The following is a 19166-nucleotide window of genomic DNA, read 5'->3' as shown; positions in this document are numbered from 1 at the left end:
GGAGTTCGTGCTCCCGGGCCCCTCGGCGTTCGTGGCGGCGGCTGCTAGCCGAGGCCGGGCAGCCCGCCCGGGAGACCCGCGGGGACGCCGGCCGGGAGACCGCCCGCCAGCCCGCCACCGGCGAGCGGCAGCCCCGCCAGCAGGCTGCCCGCGGCGCCGGTCACCTCGCCGGCGGGTGCGGGGGCGGGGGCCGGAAGGGTGGAGGCGGCGGTGTCGCCCGCGGCGGAGACCGTCGCGTCCGGCGAGGTGAGCGCGCCCAGCTGCGGCACGGACTCCAGGCCCGCGGCACTGGCCGCGCCGGCCGCACCGACCACGGGCGCTGCCCCGGCTGCCAGCAGCAGCGCGGCACGGGCGATCCGACGGGTCAGGGAGGTGGACATGTTGCTCCTAAGCGGTAGCGGCTGAGTACGCCGTGACAACCGCTCGCAGGGGGGCGCGAGTTGCGGAGCCGGTGGGTAAAGGATCAGTAACGGATCGTTTAATCGGCTTCCGGTCCGACCGCTCGGAACAGGCGCCGACCTGCGGTTGCGTGCCCGCCGGAGCCCTCGTGTCCGCCGTACGGGTCACCCCCGAACGGGTGATGTCCCGTACGCCCGTCCACCGGGACAACCCCGGACATCGGGCGCGCACGGAGAGCGGCCGCGCAGGGGGATCAGCCGCGCATGAGGGTCGGCCGCGCACGGGACTCAGCCGCGCACGAAGATCCGTACCTGGCCCGGACCCGCGGCGGCGGGATCCCCGGCGCCGTTCCCGCCGGCCGCGGCGCCCCGCTCCCGCCAGCGGTCGCCGTCCTTGCCCGCGACCCAGGACTTCCCGTCGTACGAGACCCGCGTGATCCCCAGCTCGCGGGAGCCGGCCACCGCCCACTGCGCGAGCACCCGGCCGGTCCGCGCCGCCGGATCCCCGCCGCCGGGCTTCGCCACCAGGGTCACCTCGGACTCGGCGCCCTCCCCGGACCGGTCGCCCGCGGGCGGCAGCGCGTACAGGGGGTTCTTGCCGAGCAGCCGGGTCAGCTCCGCCCGGACCTTCGCCGGATCGCCGGCCCGGACGGGCGCGGGCCCGGTGCAGGTCAGGTGGCCGGCGCCGGTGAAGGCCGCGGTCAGCACGGTGGCGTCCGGCTCGTGCTTCGCGTAGGCCTGCGGGAAGCCGCTCAGCTGCACCTTCTGCGCCGCCACCGTCAGCGGGAGCCGCGAGTACCCCTTGATCTCGGCCAGCCGGTCGTAGAAGATCCCGGCCGAGTACACCGGGTCCATGATCTGATCCGGCGTGCCCCAGCCCTGCGAGGGCCGCTGCTGGAACAGGCCCAGCGAATCGCGGTCGCCGTGGTCGAGGTTGCGCAGGGCCGACTCCTGCATCGCGGTCGCCAGCGCGATGGTCACGGCCCGGTCGGGCATCCCCTTGGAGACCCCGACGGCGGCTATCGTCGTCGCGTTCGCCGCCTGCTCGGGGGACATCTCGTCGAACTGGCCGGAGGCCTTCGCGCCGCTCGTCCCGTCGGCCGAAGCCGTGCAGTACGGCACCCCGGCGTTGTCGTTCGACGCGCGCTGCACGACGAAGTACCCGGCGACCGCCACCAGCACCAGGAACCCCGCGGCCCAGCGGAACGGGCGCCGGCGGCGGCGAGGGCGGGAGCGATCGGTCTGCGGCACGCCGCCCACCGTACTTGAGCCATATGACGCGTCCATCGGCCGGACGGACAAGGCTTCGCCGCAGTCCGGGGCGTTAGGGTCAGCTCCATGTCCGAATCCGAGCTGGACCTCACCCTGGACGCCGCCGAGCTGACCGCCCGGCTCGTCGACATCCCCTCCGTGAGCGGCGACGAGAAGGTACTCGCCGACCTCGTGGAACACACCTTGCGCGGCCTGCCGCACCTGACCGTGGACCGCTTCGGCAACAACGTGGTCGCGCGCACCCACCTGGGCCGCGCCGAACGCGTCGTGCTCGCCGGGCACCTCGACACCGTGCCGATCGCCGACAACGTGCCCTCCCGCCTCGACGAGAACGACGTCCTGTGGGGCTGCGGCACCACCGACATGAAGTCGGGCGTGGCCGTGCAGCTGCGCATCGCCGCCACGGTCCCCGAGCCCAACCGCGACCTCACCTTCGTCTTCTACGACCAGGAAGAGGTCGCCGCCGACCTCAACGGCCTCGGCAAGGTCGCCGAAGCCCACCCCGACTGGCTGACCGGCGACTTCGCCGTCCTCCTCGAACCCTCCAACGCCGAGGTCGAGGGCGGTTGCCAGGGCACCCTGCGCGTCCTGCTCCGCACGTCCGGCGAGCGCGCCCACTCCGCGCGCAGCTGGATGGGCTCCAACGCCATCCACGCGGCGAGCCCGATCCTGGCCACGCTGGCGGCGTACGAGCCCCGCAAGCCCGTGATCGACGGCCTGGAGTACCACGAGGGCCTCAACGCGGTCCGCATCGACGGCGGCGTCGCCAACAACGTCATCCCGCACGAGTGCACGGTGACGGTCAACTTCCGCTTCGCCCCCGACCGCACCACGGACGAGGCGATCGCCCACGTCCGCGAGGTCTTCGCGCACTGCGACATCGACGAGTTCGTGATCGACGACCTCTCTCCCGGCGCCCTCCCCGGCCTCTCCCACCCCGCGGCCGCGGCCTTCATGGAGGCCGTCGGAGGACACGCCATGCCGAAGTTCGGCTGGACGGACGTCTCCCGCTTCAGCGCCCTGGGCGTTCCGGCGGTCAACTACGGCCCGGGCGACGCCCTGCTGGCCCACAAGGCCGACGAGCGAGTGGAAACGAAGGCGATCCTCCACTGCGAGGAACGACTCCGCGCCTGGCTGACCTCCTGAATTCCGCTTCTCGTCACCTTTGTGCGCCTAACCTGATCCAACGATCAGCAGGAGGGAGCACATCATGGGCAACCCTGAAGGGTCCGCTCGTCGTCGGCCCGAGGAGCAGCAGCTCGGGCCGGTGCTGAGGAGGCGGGGCCAGGTGCAGGCCGGCAGTACGACGGACCAGCGGCTGCTGGATTCGGCCGGGCCCTCCGAGTGGGTGCACACCGATCCGTGGCGGGTCCTGCGCATCCAGTCGGAGTTCATCGAGGGCTTCGGCACGCTGGCGGAGCTGCCGCCGGCGATCAGCGTGTTCGGCTCCGCCCGGACGCCGGTGGGCTCCGCGGAGTACGAGGCGGGCGTGCGGATCGGCGGCGCGCTCGTGGAGGCCGGCTTCGCGGTGATCACGGGCGGCGGCCCGGGTGCGATGGAGGCGGCGAACAAGGGCGCGCGGGAGGCGAACGGCCTCTCGGTCGGCCTGGGCATCGAGCTGCCCTTCGAGCAGGGGCTCAACGAGCACGTCGACCTCGGGCTGAACTTCCGCTACTTCTTCGTCCGCAAGACGATGTTCGTGAAGTACAGCCAGGGCTTCGTGGTCCTGCCGGGCGGACTCGGCACCCTCGACGAGATGTTCGAGGCCCTGACCCTGGTCCAGACGCAGAAGATCACCCGCTTCCCGATCGTGCTGTTCGGCACGGCGTACTGGAGCGGGCTCATCGACTGGCTGAAGAACACGGTCATCGCCCAGGGCAAGGCCTCGGAGAAGGACCTCTACCTCTTCCACGTCACCGACGACGTGGACGAGGCGATCGCGCTCGTGACGAAGGAAGTCGGCCTGTAGCAGCCGCCGACGACTACGCCAGCCCCCGGCGGGCGACCGCCGGGGGTCGGTGGCCCTGGATCGCCCGGACCATGTCCAGGACCTGCTTGGTTTCCGCGACCTCGTGGACGCGGTAGACCTGGGCGCCCAGCCAGGCCGAGACGGCCGTCGTGGCCAGGGTGCCCAGGAGGCGCTCCTTGACCGGCTTGTCGAGGGTCTCGCCGACGAAGTCCTTGTTGGAGAGGGAGACCAGGACGGGCCAGCCCGTCTCCGTCATCTCCGAGAGGCGGCGGGTGGCCTCCAGGGAGTGGCGGGTGTTCTTCCCGAAGTCGTGGCCCGGGTCGATCATGATCGACTCGCGGGGTACGCCCAGGGCCGCCGCGCGCTCGGCCAGGCCGACCGTGACGCGGAGGATGTCCTCCATCACGTCCTCGTACGCGGTCCGGTGCGGCCGGGTCCGCGGCTCGACCCCGCCCGCGTGCGTGCAGACGATGCCCGCGCCGTACCGCGCGGCGACCTCCGCGAGCTTCGGGTCGACCCCGCCCCACGCGTCGTTGAGGAGGTCCGCCCCGGCCTCGCAGACGGCCTCTCCGACCTCGTGGCGCCACGTGTCGACGCTGATCACCACGTCGGGGTGGCGGCGGCGTACCTCGGCGACGAAGCCCACCGTGCGCCGGGCCTCCTCCACCGCGTCCACGTGCTCGCCGGGACCGGCCTTCACCCCGCCGATGTCGATGATCGCCGCGCCCTCGGCCACCGCCTGCTCGACCCGGTCCAGGGCCGGCTCGTCGCGGAAGGTCGCTCCCTGGTCGTAGAAGGAGTCAGGGGTCCGGTTCACGATGGCCATGATCACCGGCTCGTGGTCGTCGAACTCGCGCCTGCCCAGTCGCAGCATCCCGCTCTTTCCTCCTTCGGCGACCCTCGCGCCTCGCCTGCGACCTTAACCTGGTGGCCGGAGTCTCTCAGGGGAGTTGATCGTGTTCGCGTTCTTGCTCATCGCGCTGGTCGTGGTCGTCGCGGGAGTCACCCTCGCGGTGGCCGGCGGGGGGTCCGAGGCCGTGCTGCCGGATGCCGAGCCCGACCGGCTGTCCGACGCCCTGCCGGAGAACCGGCCCGTCGTACGGGCGGACATCGACGAGCTGCGGCTGCCCGTGGCCCCGCGGGGCTACCGGATGTCCGACGTGGACGACGTACTGGAGCGGCTGGCGGCGGAGCTGGCGGAGCGTGACGCCCGCATCGCCGAACTCACCGGGGCGGCCGCGCCCGCGCCCGCCGCCGGGCCCGCCGAGGGCGCCGTGGACCTGATCAAGGGCGACGGGCAGTGAGCGGAGTGCTCGCCGGCCCCGACGGGGGTCTGCGGTGTCCCTGGGGGCTGGCCACCGAGGACTACATCGCGTACCACGACACGGAGTGGGGCCGGCCGGTCCACGGGGACGACGCGCTGTACGAGCGGCTGTGCCTGGAGGCCTTCCAGTCGGGGCTGTCCTGGCTGACGATCCTGCGCCGGCGCGAGGGGTTCCGGGCGGCCTTCGCGGGCTTCGAGATCGCCCAGGTGGCGGAGTTCGGGGCGGCGGACGTGGACCGGCTCCTCGCCGACGAGGGGATCATCCGCAACCGGGCCAAGATCGAGGCGACCCTCGCCAACGCGAAGACCCTGGCCGGGTGGGAGGCGGGCGAACTCGACGCCCTCGTCTGGTCCCACGCCCCGGCGCCGGGGCGGGCCCCGAAGAGCACCACCGAGATCCCGGCGGTGACCCCGGAGTCCACGGCCCTGGCCAAGGCCCTGAAGAAGGCCGGCATCCGCTTCGTGGGGCCCACGACGGCCTACGCCCTCATGCAGGCCTGCGGCCTCGTCAACGACCACTTGTCCCGCTGCGTGTCCCGCGACCTGCCCTGACCGGGCCCGGCCCGGTCCGGCCGGGCCCCGCCGGGTGATGCGGTCGGCGGAGCCGCTAGCGGCCCAGGTAGCGCGGAGCTTCCTTCGCGAGGAAGGCGGCCACGGCGATGCCGTGGTCCTCGGAGGCCCCGGCACGGGCCTGGAGGACGTCCTCCTGGTCCAGCGCCTCGGAGAGCGAACGGGAGGCCCCGTACGCCAGGGACTCCTTCAGCGCCGCGTAGGCGACCGTCGGACCTTCGGCCAGCCGCCGGGCCACGGCAAGCGCCTCGGCCGCGAGCTCGTCCGAGGGAACGACGCGGTTCGCGATGCCCAGGTCCAGCGCCTCCGGGGCCTTCACGGACCGGGGGAAGAGCAGCAGATCGGAGGCGCGGGAGCCGCCGATCAGGCGGGGCAGCGTCCAGGAGACGCCCGAGTCGGCCGTCAGGGCGACCCCCGCGAAGGAGGTGTTGAAGGAGGCGGTGTCCGCGACCACGCGGAAGTCCGCCGCCAGGGCGAAGCCGAAGCCCGCGCCCGCCGCGACGCCGTTCACGCCCGCGACCACCGGCTTCGGCATCTCCGTCAGCGCCCGGACGATCGGGTTGTAGTGCTCCGCGACGGTGTTCATGGTCAGCGAGGAGCCGTGCTCCCGGTCGGCCGCGAGGAACCCGACGTGTTCCTTGAGGTCCTGGCCCACGCAGAACGCCCGGTTGCCCGCCGCGGTGAGCAGGACCGCCCGTACCGCGGGATCCGCGGCCGCCGCCCGGGCCGCGTCGCGCAGGGCGACCTTGGCCTCGGTGTTCATGGCGTTCATGGCCTCGGGACGGTTGATCGTGATGGTCGCGAGTCCGTCTGTCACTTCGTAGAGCACGCTGTCGGCCATGGCGGGGGTCCCCCTTCGTCGCGGGCTGGCTACCGGCCGGTACCGGCCGGTGCAAAGGTCAGCATGGCGGACCGGACGGGGGTCGCACATGTGATGTGCGTCAAATAAACGGAAGGGCAGAGTCGTGCCGCGGCGGCGAAGTATCGCAGGCGTGTCCCCGAAATGAGTGGTTTTGGTCAAGCGCGTTGCACAAGCGTTCCCGGCCGATGTTGGTCATCGGGTCCTGACATGCGGGATAATGGCCTGGAAGCAATGTGTTCGATGCCGGGTATTAGGCGCCTGAATGGGGCCGTCGGCTGACGATGAACTGGTTTCAGGAAGGGGAACGAGCATGGCGGCCATGAAGCCGCGGACGGGCGACGGCCCGCTCGAGGTCACCAAGGAGGGGCGGGGCATCGTCATGCGCGTACCGCTCGAGGGCGGCGGTCGGCTCGTCGTCGAGCTGACTCCGGACGAGGCGGACGCCCTGGGTGACGCCCTGAAGAAGGTCGTCGGCTGATCCCCAGGTCCACCAGGGATGACTGACAGTACTTTCGCTGCATTCTCTGCACTGCCCCGGCCGCGATCTGCGGTCGGGGCAGTGTTGTGTGCCCGAGCCGAACCAGCCCCTGCTGGAACCCGACCGTGATCGTGATCGCTGGAGCCGCGCCGTGTCCTTCTCCCCGCCCGCCCCGCCCGCCTTCGCCGACTGCACGCCCCGCGAGAGGACGGCCCGGGTCCTGACGGAGGCCCTGGCACCGGCGAACCTGGTGGTGGCCCAGCTCTTGCTGATCGGCTGGCACAGCACGGGATCGTGGTCCGGTCTCGGCTGGGGGCTGCTCGCCGCCCTGTTCTGCGGAGTGGTCCCGATCGGGATCGTCATGCTCGGGGTCCGGCGCGGCGCGCTGACCGACCAGCACATCCGGGTCCGGCGCCAGCGGGTCGTTCCGATGGGGCTGAGCCTGGTCTCGGTCGTCGCCGGGATCACCCTCCTGCGGGTGCTCGGCGCCCCGGCCGACGTCTTCGCGCTGGTCGTCGCGATGCTGGTCGGCCTCGTCTCCTCGCTGCTGGTGACGGTCGGCTGGCAGATATCCATCCACATGTCGGTGGCCGGCGGCACCGTGATGGTCCTGCTGCTGGCCTTCGGCCCGGTGGTGCTCCCCGCCGTACTGATCGCCGCCGGCGTGGGCTGGTCCCGGCTGGTCCTGAAGGCGCACACCGCGGCGCAGCTCCTCGCCGGCACCGCCCTGGGCGGTACGGCCGCGCTGACCTTCGCGCTACTGCGCTGACCTGAGCCGACCTGCTGCGCCGACCTTCGAGCTGTCGCGCCGACCCGCCCGGCTCAGCGCCGGACCGCGCACAGCAGGCCGTCGCCCACCGGGAGCAGTGCGGCCTCCAGGGCCGGGGTCTCGCGGACGGTGCGCAGCAGTTCGCGGACGCGGAGCACTTCCACCGGCTGGGCCGCGGAGTCGACCGTACGGCCGTCCGAGAAGACTCCCTCGAAGCAGACGAGTCCGCCGGGGCGGAGCAGGCGCAACGATTCAGCGAGGTAGTCGAGGGACTCGGACGGGTCTCCGTCGCAGAAGACGAGGTCGTATCCGCCGTCGGCCAGCCGGGGCAGTACGTCCAGGGCGCGGCCCGGGATGAAGCGGGCGCGGTTGCCGGCGAAGCCGGCCGCGCGGAAGGCCTGGCGGGCGAAGGCCTGCCGGTCCGCTTCGGGATCCACCGTGGTCAGGACCCCGTCCGCACGCATTCCGTGCAGGAGGTGGATGCCGGACACGCCGGTTCCGGTGCCGATCTCGGCGACCGCCTTGGCGTCCGCGGTGGCGGCGAGCAGGCGCAGCGCTGCCCCGGTGCCGGGAGAGACGGAACGCAGTCCCGCTTCCCTGGACCGGTCGCGGGCCCATCGCAGAGCGTCGTCTTCGGCGACAAACGCGTCGGCGAACGCCCAGCTCGTCTGCCGGTTGCCGGTAATGACCCTCTCCTGTCCCCATAGTTGGCGCAACGGTGACTGTATCCGCTGGAGTCGGGAACCCGCAGATGGGACCGGGCGTTGAGAGCAGTAGAGACGCAAGAACGGCCTGGGGCCCGGAGCCCGTGCAAAGTTACTGCAAAAATGCTTATCCAGAGCTGACGGGAGGGGTGGCTATGGTAGGGATTCCGCTGGACACCACCAGAGCCGACAGGGGAGGTGCGGCTGCGCCTGTGGATCGTGGGGGTGTCCTCCGACGCCTCTTCTGGTCGGCCGGTGAGCCGAAATCCGTGACCAACATTGCTGACCGTTTCCGCACCGTAGACACCGCAACCACCGCGACGTTCGCCGCCGATGCGGGCTCCCAGGCGTGGACCCCTCCCTCGTGGGAGGAGATCGTCAGCACGCACAGTGCGCGGGTCTACCGCCTCGCCTACAGGCTGACGGGCAACCAGCACGATGCCGAGGACCTGACGCAGGAAGTGTTCGTCCGCGTCTTCCGCTCGCTGTCCACGTACACGCCCGGCACGTTCGAGGGCTGGCTGCACCGGATCACGACGAACCTCTTCCTCGACATGGTCCGCCGTAAGCAGCGGATCCGTTTCGACGCCCTCGCCGACGACGCCGCCGAGCGGCTGCCGAGCCGTGAGCCGTCTCCGCAGCAGGTGCTGCACGACACGCACTTCGACGCCGACGTGCAGCAGGCGCTGGACACCCTCGCGCCCGAGTTCCGCGCGGCCGTGGTGCTCTGCGACATCGAGGGTCTGTCCTACGAGGAGATCGCCGCCACGCTCGGCGTGAAGCTCGGCACCGTGCGCAGCCGTATCCACCGAGGCCGTTCCCACCTGCGCAAGGCGCTCAAGCACCGGTCTCCCGAGGCCCGTGCGGAGCAGCGCGCGCTGGCCGGTGTGGCGGTGGGCGCCCCCGGCGCCGGGGGAGAGGGCGGAGCCGAGTGAGCGGGATCAGTCCGTCCTCCCCGTCGCCCGCCGAACAGGCTTCCTCCGCCGAACACCATCTGGGCGACCGGCTCGCCGCCCTCGTGGACGGGGAGTTGAGCCACGACGCGCGCGAGCGGGTCCTGGCGCACCTGGCGACGTGTGCCCGGTGCAAGGCCGAGGCCGATGCGCAGCGGCGTCTGAAGACCATGTTCGTGGAGAGCGCGCCGCCTCCGCTGTCGGCCGGGCTGCTGGCGCGGTTGCAGGGGCTGCCCGGAGGCGGCCCCGAGGGCCCGAGCGGGCCGTCAGGGCCTGCCGGCCACTTCGGTTCGCCTGTGGGCGCCGACCCCTTCCCGTCCTTCGGCTACGCGCCGCCCGCGGCCGCCGCGCCGCAGCAGCAGGGCTTCCGGATACACGAGGTGGGCCGCCAGCGGCGCCGCTTCGCCTTCGTGGCCGCCGGAGCGGTGTCGCTCGCCGCGATCGCGCTGGGCGGCTCGCTGCCGATCGAGTCGGTCGAGCCCAATGCCCGGGGCGAGGCTCCGGCCGCGCGTCCGGGACCCGTCGTCCCGGTGTTCGACGCGGTGGTCCGGGAGAACCGGCTGCCGAAGCCGGGCACCATCCCGACGCTCCACCCGGTCAACCCCCTCGCGACCCCGGCACCGTCCCGACCGACCGCGACGGCCTCCGCCCGCCCGGTCTCCCTGTACCGCTAGGCCGTCGATTCCGGGCCGTGCCCGTCCTGGCCGTCCGGTGCGCCCCGTCCCGTTCGGGTGCCCGTGCCGCCCGCCGGGGCGGGCGGCACGGGCGACCTGGTTGAATCTCCGCCAGATGCGCCGCCCCGGGCGGCCGGCGGAGACCGACAGGTAGGCGGGGAGCGCCCATGTCCGACAGTCAGCAGACCGATCCGGCGGCGGATCCGGTCCCCGCCCTGCTGCCCCGGTGGTGGAGCCGGCCCGCGGCGCCCGCCGGCGCGCAGGAGGCCTCCGTACCGCCTCCCCGGTCCGCGTCTCCCACCGGTCCGGATCCGGAGACGGCCCCGGCCCCCGCGCCGGTGCCCCAGTGGTGGAGCCGGCCCGCGCAGCCCGTCCCCGCGCGCGAGGAACCCGTACCGCCCCCGCCGGCCGTGCCGGAAGCGGCGACCGAGCCGCGGTACGACCCGTGGGGTGTGCGGCCGCTCCAGCCGGTGGACCACGGCAGGACGGGCTCCCGTCGGCCGCGGCTGCGCCACAGCGTCCTCCTCGCCGTCGGGATCGCCCTCCTGGCCGGCGGCATCGGCGGCTACGCCGGCGTCCTCGCCGAGCGGCAAGCCGGCACCCGCCTCGAACTCCCGCAGGCGGCCCCCGCCGACCGCGGCCGCGCTCCCGACAGCGTGGCCGGGATCGCCGCCACCGCGCTGCCCGGCGTGGTCACCCTGCACGTCAACGGCGCGGAGAGCAGTTCGACCGGCACCGGCTTCGTCCTCGACGGGCAGGGCCACATCCTGACCAACAACCACGTGGTCAACGGGGCCCGGACGATAACGGTCACCTTCAGCACCGGCGAGAGCGTCGCCGCCGAACTGGTCGGCGGCGACACCGGCTACGACCTGGCCGTGGTGAAGGTCGACGGGGTACGGGGCCTGCGGCCGCTCGCGCTCGGCAACTCCGAGAACGTCAAGGTCGGAGACCCGGTGGTGGCCATCGGGGCCCCCTTCGACCTCTCCAACACGGTCACCGCCGGAATCATCAGCGCCACCGGCCGCCCCATCACCGCGGGCGGCGACAAGGGCGACGGCAGCGACGTCAGTTACGTCGACGCGCTCCAGACCGACGCCCCCATCAACCCCGGCAACTCCGGCGGGCCGCTCCTCGACGCCAGGGCCCAGGTCATCGGCATCAACAGCGCCATCCGCGGAGGCGACGGCGGGGACAGCTCCGGACAGCAGCGCGGCAGCATCGGCCTCGGCTTCGCCATCCCGGTGAACCAGGGCAAGCGCGTCGCGGAGGAGCTGATGCGCACCGGCCGCGCCACCCATCCCGTCATCGGCGTCACCCTGGACATGGACTACTCCGGCGAGGGGGCCCGGGTGGGGGAGAAGGGCGAGGGCGGGAAGCCGGCGGTCACCGCGGGCGGGCCCGGAGCCCGCGCCGGGATCCGGCCGGGCGATGTGATCACCAAGGTCGACGGGGTACGGGTGCACGGCGGCGACGAACTCGTGATCAAGATCCGGGCGCACCGGCCGGGCGACCGGCTCACCCTCACCGTGCTGCGCGAGGGACGGGAGCGCACGCTGGAGGTGGTCCTCGGATCGGCGAACGGTTCGTGACGGGCGGGTGAAAGCCGAACCCGGCCGGTAATCAGCCGGTCCTGGTGTATTGGCCTGTGGACCCGGCCGGGTACCGTGTGACAGGCCTGACGTGAAGAGAGCCGAGGAGCGGGGCAAGGTGTTCAACGACATAGGCGCACTCGAGCTGGTCACGATCGTGGTGCTCGGCATTCTCATCTTCGGCCCGGACAAGCTGCCCAAGGTCATCCAGGACATCACGGGCGTCATCCGGAAGATCCGCGCGTTCTCCGACAGCGCGAAGCAGGACATCCGCTCCGAGCTCGGCCCGGAGTTCAAGGACTTCGAGTTCGAGGACCTGAACCCGAAGAACTTCATCCGCAAGCAGCTGACCGAGAACGAGGACCTCAAGGAGATCCGGAGCAGCTTCGATCTCCGCAAGGAACTCAACGACGTCACCGACGCGGTCAACGGCACGGAGGCCGACGCGGCCGCCGGCCCCCTCCCCGCCGCCACGCCGGGCGCCGGACCGGACATGGTCAAGAAGCCCGCGACACCGGCGCAGGAGCAGCTCACGCGCTTCGACGCCGACGCGACCTGACGCCACCCGGGACCACGCGCGCGCCCGCCTGCCCGGCGAACCGCGGTCCGGTGGCTATCCTCCTTTGAGTCCGGATCCAGGACGCCCGAGGGGGGTGGGCCGTTCCGGAGCCCACGGAACGAGAGGCCGTATCGATGGAGACGACGCGCAGTAGCCGGGTAGGCACGCAGCCCGCCGAGGCGCAGACGCCCGCCCCCGCACTAGCAGAAGACCCTCAGCAGTCCCCGGACGCGGCTGCCCCGCCCGTCCCTGCCGCCCGCCGGGCGGCCGAGGGGTACCTACGGGCGGACTTCCCCTGGTACGGCCTGGACGGGGCCTTCACCGGCCCCCGCTGGCTGATGCAGGTCGCCGCCGGTGCCGACGGCAGCGTGGAGCACGGCTCGACCGGTCACGGGGACGAGCCCTCCGCCCGCGGCGAGATCGCCACCGGGGAGAAGGAGCGCTTCGCGGTGGTCGTCACCGTGGCCAGCAACCCGCTGCGGCGCACCCCCGACGGCACCGGCGTCTTGGAGGCCACCTCGGTCTCCTCGGCGGCCTGGCTGGCCGGCTCGGGGCTGCTGGCCTACAGCTGGCCGGGGCAGATGGACCACAGCTTGCGCGACGACTGGCTCGACCAGCAGACCGAGGCGGCGTGGGAGCTCGCGGACGATCTCGCGGGGCCGGACTGGTCGACGCTGTCGCTTCCGGTGGACGGGGAGCCGACGCCGTTCCACTACCGCGAGTCGGAGTTCGGGTGGGTCCTGGCCGGATCCACCGGGAGCGGGGTGCACCTCGGAGCCTACGGGCGCGGGATGAGCGCGTACGGGCTCGGCTTCTCCGTGATCGGGGACCTGGCGACGTACGAGTAGGACGCGTGAGGAAGGGGCCCGCGGCCATGGAATTCCATCGCCGCGGGCCCCTTCCTCATGTCAGAACTTGTTGCGCGGGGTGATGCCCAGGGACATGCCGGCCAGGCCGCGGGCGCGGCCGCCGAGCTTGCCCGCGATGGCGCGCAGGGCCGCGCCGGCGGGGGAGTCGGGGTCGGACAGGACGACCGGGGTGCCGTCGTCGCCGCCCTCGCGCAGGCGGACGTCGATCGGGATCGAGCCCAGCACGGGTACGGCCGCGCCGACCGTCTTGGTCAGGCCGTCGGCGACCTTCTGGCCACCGCCGGAGCCGAACACGTCGACCATCTCGTCGCAGTGCGGGCAGGGCAGCCCGGACATGTTCTCGACGACGCCGACGATCTTCTGGTGGGTCTGCACGGCGATCGAGCCGGCCCGCTCCGCGACCTCGGCCGCGGCCTGCTGCGGGGTGGTCACGACGAGGATCTCGGCGTTCGGCACGAGCTGGGCCACGGAGATCGCGATGTCGCCCGTGCCCGGCGGCAGGTCGAGCAGCAGCACGTCCAGGTCGCCCCAGTACACGTCGGCCAGGAACTGCTGGAGGGCCCGGTGCAGCATCGGACCGCGCCACACCACGGGCGCGTTGCCCGGGGTGAACATGCCGATGGAGATGACCTTCACGCCGTGCGAGGACGGCGGCATGATCATGTTCTCGACCTGGGTGGGGCGGCCCTCGACCCCGAGCATGCGCGGCACGCTGTGGCCGTAGATGTCGGCGTCGACCACGCCGACTTTGAGGCCGTCGGCCGCCATCGCCGCCGCCAGGTTCACGGTGACCGAGGACTTGCCGACGCCGCCCTTGCCGGAGGCGACCGCGTAGACGCGGGTCAGCGAGCCGGGCTGGGCGAAGGGGACCTCGCGCTCGGCGGTGCCGCCGCGCAGGGTCGCCGCGAGGTCCTTGCGCTGCTCGTCGCTCATCACGTCCAGCGTGACGGCGACCGAGGTGACGCCGGGTACCCGCTGCACGGCCTCGGTGACGAGGTTGGTGATGGTCTCGCGCATGGGGCAGCCCGACACGGTCAGGAACACGGTGACGGCGACCTCGCCGCCGTCACCGATCTCCACCGATTTGACCATGCCCAGCTCGGTGATCGGCCGGTGGATCTCGGGGTCGTTCACCGTCGCCAGCGCGTCCAGGATCGCGTCCTGTTCGGGCAAGGCAGCGGCGGAGGCGGAGCTTGTGTCGGTAGCCATGCCCCGATGGTACGGCGCGGTGGCGGGCCTCAGGAAAGCCTGCTAGCGGTCGCCTTCGTCACTCTCGGCGGGGAATAGCCGCCGCTCGTCCATCTCCTTGATCAGATCCTGGAACTCGGACCTGATCCAGTCGCGCGTGGCGACCTCGCCCAGACCCATCCGCAGGGCCGCGATCTCCCGGGTCAGGTACTCGGTGTCGGCCAGCGAGCGCTCGTTCTGCTTGCGGTCCTGCTCCAGGTTGACCCGGTCCCGGTCGTCCTGGCGGTTCTGCGCCAGCAGGATCAGGGGGGCCGCGTAGGAGGCCTGGAGCGAGAGCATCAGCGTCAGGAAGATGAAGGGGTACTGGTCGAAGCGCACGCTCTCGGGCGCAAAGATGTTCCACAGCACCCAGATGATGATGACGACGGTCATCCAGACGATGAACCGGCCCGTGCCGAGGAACCGCGCGACCCGCTCCGAGAGCCGCCCGAAGGCCTCCGGGTCGTATTCGGGCAGCAGTCGCCGGCGGGCCGGACGCGGCAGGTCGAGCCGGGTGCGCGAGCGCGTCAGCGCGCTCGACCCGGTCGACTGGCCGGCCTTCGCCCGCTCGCCGCGTTCGAAGGAGGAACGTTCCGCCCGCTCCGCGGCCGCCTCCGCCAGCCCGTGCTCGCGGGCCTGCGCCCGCGCCTGGTCGCGCCGCTCCCGGATCTGCTCCCTGCGCCGCTCGCGCGGCTGCTCGCCGCGCCCCCGCTCAGTCCCCACGGAGGGCCCCTTCCGCACGCTCGGAATCCTCGGGACCCCCGGGGCCCTCCGAATGGAAGTCCGTCTCCCGCCAGTCGTCCGGCAGCAGGTGGTCCAGTACGTCGTCCACGGTGACCGCGCCCAGCAGCGAGCCGCTCTCGTCGACGACCGGGACCGCGACCATGTTGTACGCGGCCAGGTAGCTGGTCACCACCGGCAGCGAGGAGTCCGGCCGCAGCGGCGCCAGGCCCGTGTCCACGATCGAGCTGACCAGGGTGAACGGCGGATCGCGCAGCAGCCGCTGGAAGTGCACCGTGCCCAGGTACTTGCCCGTCGGCGTCTCGTCCGGCGGCCGGCACACGTACACCTGCGCCGCCAGCGCCGGCGACAGGTCCGACTGCCGTACGCGGGCCAGCGCGTCGGCGACCGTCGCGTCGGGGCGCAGCACGATCGGCTCCGTGGTCATCAGACCGCCCGCGGTGTTCTCCTCGTACGACAGCAGGCGCCGCACGTCGGCGGCGTCGTCCGGCCGCATCAGCGTCAGCAGCCGCTCCTTGTCGTCCTCCGGCAGCTCCGAGAGCAGGTCGGCCGCGTCGTCCGGGTCCATCGCCTCCAGGACGTCGGCGGCGCGCTCCTCCTTCAGCTTTCCGAGGATCTCCACCTGCTCGTCCTCGGGGAGCTCCTCCATGACGTCCGCGAGCCGGTCGTCGTCCAGCGCGCTCGCCACCTCGGCACGCCGCTTCGGCGTCAGGTGGTGCAGGACGTTCGCCACGTCCGCGGGCCGCATCTGCTCGAAGGTGGCGACCAGGTTCTCGGCGCCCTGCCCGTGCTCCTCCAGCGAGAAGCCCGTGACCGCCGACCACTCCACGGTCAGGGTCTCGCCGCGCCGCCGCAGCGCGCCCGACTTGCCCTTCCGTACGAAGATCCGGTCGATCTCCCAGTCGCGCCGGGCCGGCAGCTGCTGGATGGCCACGTCCAGGACGGTGACCTCCTCGTCGTCCGCGACCAGGCGCACCCGCCGGTCCAGCAGTTCGCCGAGGATCAGCCGCTCGGTGGGGCGCTGCTCGAAGCGCCGCATGTTGACCACGCCGGTGGTGATGACCTGGCCGGACTCGACGCCCGTGACCCGGGTCATCGGCAGGAAGATCCGGCGCCGGCTGACCACCTCGACCACCAGGCCGAGCAGCCGGGGCGGCCGGCCGCCCACGCGGAGCATCGCGACGAGGTCGCGGACCCGGCCCACCTGGTCGCCGTTGGGGTCGAAGACGGGCACACCCGACAGATGCGAGACGAAGATCCGTGGGGCGCCTGCCGCCATCCGAGCGCCTCCTACGAGCTGCGTCATCCGTCGATCACCGGTACTGCCGTCCCTCAGGTTAGCCCGTACCGCACACAACCTCCTGGTGGGGCCGTCCGCCCGGGCATGGCCCCGGCGGCCCCGCCCCGTCCGCGCCCCGTCCGCACCCCTTCCGCGCCCCGCCCCCGCCCCGCACACGAGACCTCCGCACGCGCGTCCCCACGAGCTGTGTGCGGGCGCCGCGCGGGGGTCCGAGTACGGGCGGGTACGCTGCCAGCTGCTCGCCGACGCAACGAGAGGGGCACCTGCCCGTGACCGCCTATTTCCCCGCCCCGCGGCTGCGCCGGGCCGCCTTCGTCAGTGCCCTGTGCGCGGGCCTGGCCGTCGTCGGCACGGGGTGCGGAGCGGACCCCGACGAGGGGACGAACGGAGTCGGGAAGCTGTCCGCCGAGCAGATCCAGGACAAGGCCAAGACGGCCGTCACCGGGGCGCAGTCGGTCCATCTCTCGGGCACGCTCGTCAGCGGGGGCAAGTCCTTCACCCTGGACATGCGGCTCGGCGCGGACGGCGGCTCCGGCGAGGTGAAGTCGCAGGACGACACCACCTTCCAGCTGCTGCGGGTCGGGGAGCAGCTCTACCTCAAGGCGGGCGCCGCCTTCTGGGGCCAGTCCGAGGCGGCCGGCAAGCTCGGTGACAAGTTCGTCAAGGTGCCCGAGGGCGACCCCTCCTACAAGCAGTTCCGCGGGTTCACCGACATGCAGGTCATGCTCGACGGGCTGCTCGGACTCGACGGGAAGCTCACCAAGGGCGAGGACTACACCAAGGTCGGCCTCACCCGGGCCGTCCAGGTCTCGGCGGACAAGGGCAAGGGCGGCAAGCTCTCGGTCTCCCTGGAGGGCACCCCCTACCCGCTCCTCATGGAACGCGCGGGCGGCGCGGGCCGGGTGACCCTCGCGGAATGGGGCGCGCCCGTCGAGCTCACCGCGCCGGAGCCGGACCAGACGGTGGACTACGGAAACCAGCTGCCCACGACCAAGGGCCAGGAGGGCGGCTCCGGCCAGGGATCCGGCCAGGGCGCCAACCCGCAGGGCTAGGTCGTCTCTTTCGGATCTTGTCGGCCGAGTCCGCGGTGCCAGGCGTCGCGGGCCCGGCAAGATCCGAAAGAGACGGCCCAAGCCGTGCGGCGGGAGGAGACCCGGCCTAGCGGTCGGCCTTCTTCTTCCGCTTCAGCAGCAGCTTCGGCAGTCCGGCCGGGATGGGCCGCCGGGTCGTCGCGGGGGAGCCCAGCGGAGCCGCCGCCAGCGAACCCCCGGGGAGCTCGGCCCGGACCGACTCCGGCTCCAGGCGCAGCAGCCGGCACTCCCGGGCCCAGCGGTCGGTCATCTCGGCGGAGTCGGGCGCGTTGAGCCGCTTGCCCTTGAGCTCGGCCACCGCCGCCTCCCAGGGCTCGCTGCCGGGCACGAGCTCGCGTACGGTCGCCGTCCACGCGACGAGCCGGCCGCCCTTGTCCTTGCTGCGCACGGTCACCTCCGCCGCCGCGCCGTCCGCGAGCCCCGGGAACGGCTGCTCCCCGGGCCCGTCGCCGAGCACGTGCGCCGCGCCGTCCACCCAGGCGTGCCACAGGCCGCGGTCGGCCCCGGAGCCGCGGACCCAGATGAGGCCGGACTTCTTGGTGGCCTCCTCGACGAGGGCCAGTTCGAGCGCGCTGAGAGTCATGCGCACAGGGTAGCCAGCGGCCTCCGGCCCCTCACAGTCAGTGCGTCACAGCCGGTGCGCTCGCGGCCGGTGCGCTCAGAGCCAGCCGTGGCGGCGCAGGGCGCGGTGGATGGTGAAGCAGGTCCCGGCGATGGTGACCATCACCATCGGATAGCCGTAGCGCCACTGGAGCTCCGGCATGTGCTCGAAGTTCATCCCGTACACCCCGCAGATCATCGTGGGCACGGCGATGATCGCCGCCCAGGAGGTGATCTTGCGCATGTCCTCGTTCTGCGCGACGGTCGCCTGCGCCAGGTTGGCCTGCAGGATGGAGTTCAGCAGCTCGTCGAAGCCGACGACCTGCTCGTGCACCCGGGCCAGGTGGTCGGCGACGTCGCGGAAGTACTTCTGGATGTCGGGCTCCACCAGCCGCATCGGGCGCTCGCTGAGCAGCTCCATGGGGCGCAGCAGCGGGGAGACGGCCCGCTTGAACTCCAGCACCTCGCGCTTGAGCTGGTAGATGCGGCCCGCGTCGCCTCCGCGCGCACTGCCCTTGGCGGGGGCGGCGAAGACCTCGCTCTCCACCTCGTCGATGTCGTCCTGGACGGCCGCGGCGACGGCGATGTACCCGTCGACCACGTGGTCCGCGAGGGAGTGCAGGACGGCGGACGGGCCCTTGGCGAGGAGCGCCGGGTCGTCCTGGAGGCGGTGGCGCAGGCCCTTGAGGGAGCCGTGTCCGCCGTGCCGGACGGTGATGACGAAGTCGGGGCCGGTGAAGCACATCACCTCGCCGGTCTCCACCACCTCGCTGGTGGCGGTGAGCTCGGCGTGCTCGACGTAGTGGATCGTCTTGAAGACGGTGAAGAGGGTGTCGTCGTAGCGCTCCAGCTTCGGCCGCTGGTGTGCGTGCACCGCGTCCTCCACCGCGAGCGGGTGCAGCCCGAACACCGCGGCGATCCCGGCGAACTCGGCCTCCGTCGGCTCGTGCAGGCCGATCCACGCGAACCCGCCGTCCTCGCGGACCTCGCGCAGCGCCTCACGGGGCGTCAGGCAGGAACCGCCCTGCGCGCGTCCGCCGCGCCGCCCGTCGCGGTAGACGGCGCAATCGACCACCGCGCTGTTCGCGGACGGGTCACGGGTGGTGTCGTAGCCGGGCTGGGCGGGCGTGGACCTGCGCAGCGCGGGGCGGACGGCGGCACGGAGGTAGGGCAGCATCGACATGGCAGGCTCCTTCGCGCGCACGGCTGCGGAC

At 72.5% G+C, this 19166-nt stretch carries 22 protein-coding genes; 12 read left to right on the top strand and 10 right to left on the bottom strand.

The window, feature by feature from the left end; genetic code table 11:
- Positions 1–44 precede the first annotated feature (44 nt).
- Positions 45–380: an ATP-binding protein gene (locus ACFYYB_RS15090; RefSeq protein ID WP_389435673.1), complete on the bottom strand. Its 336-nt coding sequence runs from the start codon at positions 378–380 to the stop codon at positions 45–47.
- 306 nt (positions 381–686) lie between these two features.
- Complete coding sequence (locus ACFYYB_RS15085) at positions 687–1658, bottom strand: hypothetical protein (protein WP_389436205.1); 972 nt, start codon at positions 1656–1658, stop codon at positions 687–689.
- Positions 1659–1736: 78 nt separating this feature from the next.
- On the opposite strand from ACFYYB_RS15085, the gene dapE reads away from it, so the two are divergent.
- Together dapE and ACFYYB_RS15075 are read left to right on the top strand one after the other, a co-directional pair.
- On the top strand, positions 1737–2816 hold the full coding sequence (gene dapE, locus ACFYYB_RS15080) for a succinyl-diaminopimelate desuccinylase (protein ID WP_389435672.1): 1080 nt from the start codon (positions 1737–1739) through the stop codon (positions 2814–2816).
- Positions 2817–2880: 64 nt separating this feature from the next.
- Positions 2881–3639 (top strand): TIGR00730 family Rossman fold protein, encoded by a 759-nt coding sequence (locus ACFYYB_RS15075; protein WP_389435671.1) that lies wholly within the window; start codon positions 2881–2883, stop codon positions 3637–3639.
- Between the two features lie 13 nt (positions 3640–3652).
- Here the strand turns inward: ACFYYB_RS15075 and folP are convergent, their stop codons facing one another.
- Positions 3653–4513, bottom strand: coding sequence for a dihydropteroate synthase (gene folP, locus ACFYYB_RS15070; RefSeq protein WP_389435670.1), 861 nt, complete (start codon positions 4511–4513; stop codon positions 3653–3655).
- A 76-nt stretch (positions 4514–4589) separates the two neighbouring features.
- On the opposite strand from folP, the gene ACFYYB_RS15065 reads away from it, so the two are divergent.
- Together ACFYYB_RS15065 and ACFYYB_RS15060 are read left to right on the top strand one after the other, a co-directional pair.
- Positions 4590–4943, top strand: coding sequence for a DivIVA domain-containing protein (locus ACFYYB_RS15065; RefSeq protein WP_389435669.1), 354 nt, complete (start codon positions 4590–4592; stop codon positions 4941–4943).
- Positions 4940–5515: a DNA-3-methyladenine glycosylase I gene (locus ACFYYB_RS15060; protein ID WP_389435668.1), complete on the top strand. Its 576-nt coding sequence runs from the start codon at positions 4940–4942 to the stop codon at positions 5513–5515. The genes ACFYYB_RS15065 and ACFYYB_RS15060 overlap by 4 nt, the downstream gene beginning before the upstream one ends.
- A gap of 55 nt (positions 5516–5570) precedes the next feature.
- On the opposite strand, the gene ACFYYB_RS15055 is transcribed toward ACFYYB_RS15060, so the two are convergent.
- Entirely contained in the window at positions 5571–6374 is an 804-nt protein-coding gene (locus ACFYYB_RS15055) for an enoyl-CoA hydratase/isomerase family protein (protein WP_389435667.1), read from the bottom strand.
- A gap of 331 nt (positions 6375–6705) precedes the next feature.
- Here ACFYYB_RS15055 and ACFYYB_RS15050 point away from each other — a divergent pair, with 331 nt between their 5' ends.
- Together ACFYYB_RS15050 and ACFYYB_RS15045 are read left to right on the top strand one after the other, a co-directional pair.
- Complete coding sequence (locus ACFYYB_RS15050) at positions 6706–6873, top strand: DUF3117 domain-containing protein (RefSeq protein WP_003966491.1); 168 nt, start codon at positions 6706–6708, stop codon at positions 6871–6873.
- Between the two features lie 151 nt (positions 6874–7024).
- The gene (locus ACFYYB_RS15045) at positions 7025–7642 is read left to right on the top strand and encodes a hypothetical protein (protein ID WP_389435666.1); all 618 of its coding nucleotides are present in this window, start codon (positions 7025–7027) and stop codon (positions 7640–7642) included.
- Positions 7643–7695: 53 nt separating this feature from the next.
- On the opposite strand, the gene ACFYYB_RS15040 is transcribed toward ACFYYB_RS15045, so the two are convergent.
- Entirely contained in the window at positions 7696–8358 is a 663-nt protein-coding gene (locus ACFYYB_RS15040) for an O-methyltransferase (RefSeq protein ID WP_250741749.1), read from the bottom strand.
- Between the two features lie 143 nt (positions 8359–8501).
- Here ACFYYB_RS15040 and sigE point away from each other — a divergent pair, with 143 nt between their 5' ends.
- The 5 genes from sigE (at position 8502) to ACFYYB_RS15015 (ending at position 12972) form a co-directional block, all read left to right on the top strand.
- Positions 8502–9281: an RNA polymerase sigma factor SigE gene (sigE, locus tag ACFYYB_RS15035; RefSeq protein WP_243335949.1), complete on the top strand. Its 780-nt coding sequence runs from the start codon at positions 8502–8504 to the stop codon at positions 9279–9281.
- Positions 9278–9973, top strand: coding sequence for an anti-sigma factor family protein (locus ACFYYB_RS15030; protein WP_389435665.1), 696 nt, complete (start codon positions 9278–9280; stop codon positions 9971–9973). The genes sigE and ACFYYB_RS15030 overlap by 4 nt, the downstream gene beginning before the upstream one ends.
- A gap of 167 nt (positions 9974–10140) precedes the next feature.
- The gene (locus ACFYYB_RS15025) at positions 10141–11565 is read left to right on the top strand and encodes a trypsin-like peptidase domain-containing protein (protein WP_389435664.1); all 1425 of its coding nucleotides are present in this window, start codon (positions 10141–10143) and stop codon (positions 11563–11565) included.
- A 118-nt stretch (positions 11566–11683) separates the two neighbouring features.
- Positions 11684–12124 (top strand): sec-independent translocase, encoded by a 441-nt coding sequence (locus ACFYYB_RS15020; RefSeq protein ID WP_389436204.1) that lies wholly within the window; start codon positions 11684–11686, stop codon positions 12122–12124.
- Positions 12125–12258: 134 nt separating this feature from the next.
- Complete coding sequence (locus tag ACFYYB_RS15015) at positions 12259–12972, top strand: hypothetical protein (protein ID WP_389435663.1); 714 nt, start codon at positions 12259–12261, stop codon at positions 12970–12972.
- A gap of 60 nt (positions 12973–13032) precedes the next feature.
- Here ACFYYB_RS15015 and ACFYYB_RS15010 read toward each other — a convergent pair whose 3' ends face one another.
- The 3 genes from ACFYYB_RS15010 to ACFYYB_RS15000 form a co-directional block, all read right to left on the bottom strand.
- Entirely contained in the window at positions 13033–14202 is a 1170-nt protein-coding gene (locus ACFYYB_RS15010; protein WP_327304703.1) for an Mrp/NBP35 family ATP-binding protein, read from the bottom strand.
- Between the two features lie 42 nt (positions 14203–14244).
- Positions 14245–14841: a DUF1003 domain-containing protein gene (locus ACFYYB_RS15005; RefSeq protein ID WP_389436203.1), complete on the bottom strand. Its 597-nt coding sequence runs from the start codon at positions 14839–14841 to the stop codon at positions 14245–14247.
- A gap of 91 nt (positions 14842–14932) precedes the next feature.
- The gene (locus ACFYYB_RS15000) at positions 14933–16240 is read right to left on the bottom strand and encodes a magnesium transporter MgtE N-terminal domain-containing protein (RefSeq protein ID WP_266880959.1); all 1308 of its coding nucleotides are present in this window, start codon (positions 16238–16240) and stop codon (positions 14933–14935) included.
- Positions 16241–16530: 290 nt separating this feature from the next.
- Between ACFYYB_RS15000 and ACFYYB_RS14995 the strand changes: the two genes are divergently transcribed.
- Positions 16531–17313 (top strand): hypothetical protein, encoded by a 783-nt coding sequence (locus ACFYYB_RS14995; RefSeq protein ID WP_389435662.1) that lies wholly within the window; start codon positions 16531–16533, stop codon positions 17311–17313.
- 106 nt (positions 17314–17419) lie between these two features.
- Here ACFYYB_RS14995 and ACFYYB_RS14990 read toward each other — a convergent pair whose 3' ends face one another.
- Positions 17420–17935, bottom strand: coding sequence for a hypothetical protein (locus ACFYYB_RS14990; RefSeq protein ID WP_389435661.1), 516 nt, complete (start codon positions 17933–17935; stop codon positions 17420–17422).
- Between the two features lie 75 nt (positions 17936–18010).
- A complete protein-coding gene (locus ACFYYB_RS14985; RefSeq protein ID WP_389435660.1) occupies positions 18011–19135 on the bottom strand; it encodes a magnesium and cobalt transport protein CorA in 1125 nt (374 codons plus the stop codon).
- Positions 19136–19166 lie beyond the last annotated feature (31 nt).

The organism is Streptomyces sp. NPDC002886, assembly GCF_042888445.1.
Taxonomy (GTDB): domain Bacteria; phylum Actinomycetota; class Actinomycetes; order Streptomycetales; family Streptomycetaceae; genus Streptomyces.
The sequence above is the reverse complement of the archived record's forward strand: the minus strand, read 5'-3'. Positions and strand labels throughout refer to the sequence as shown.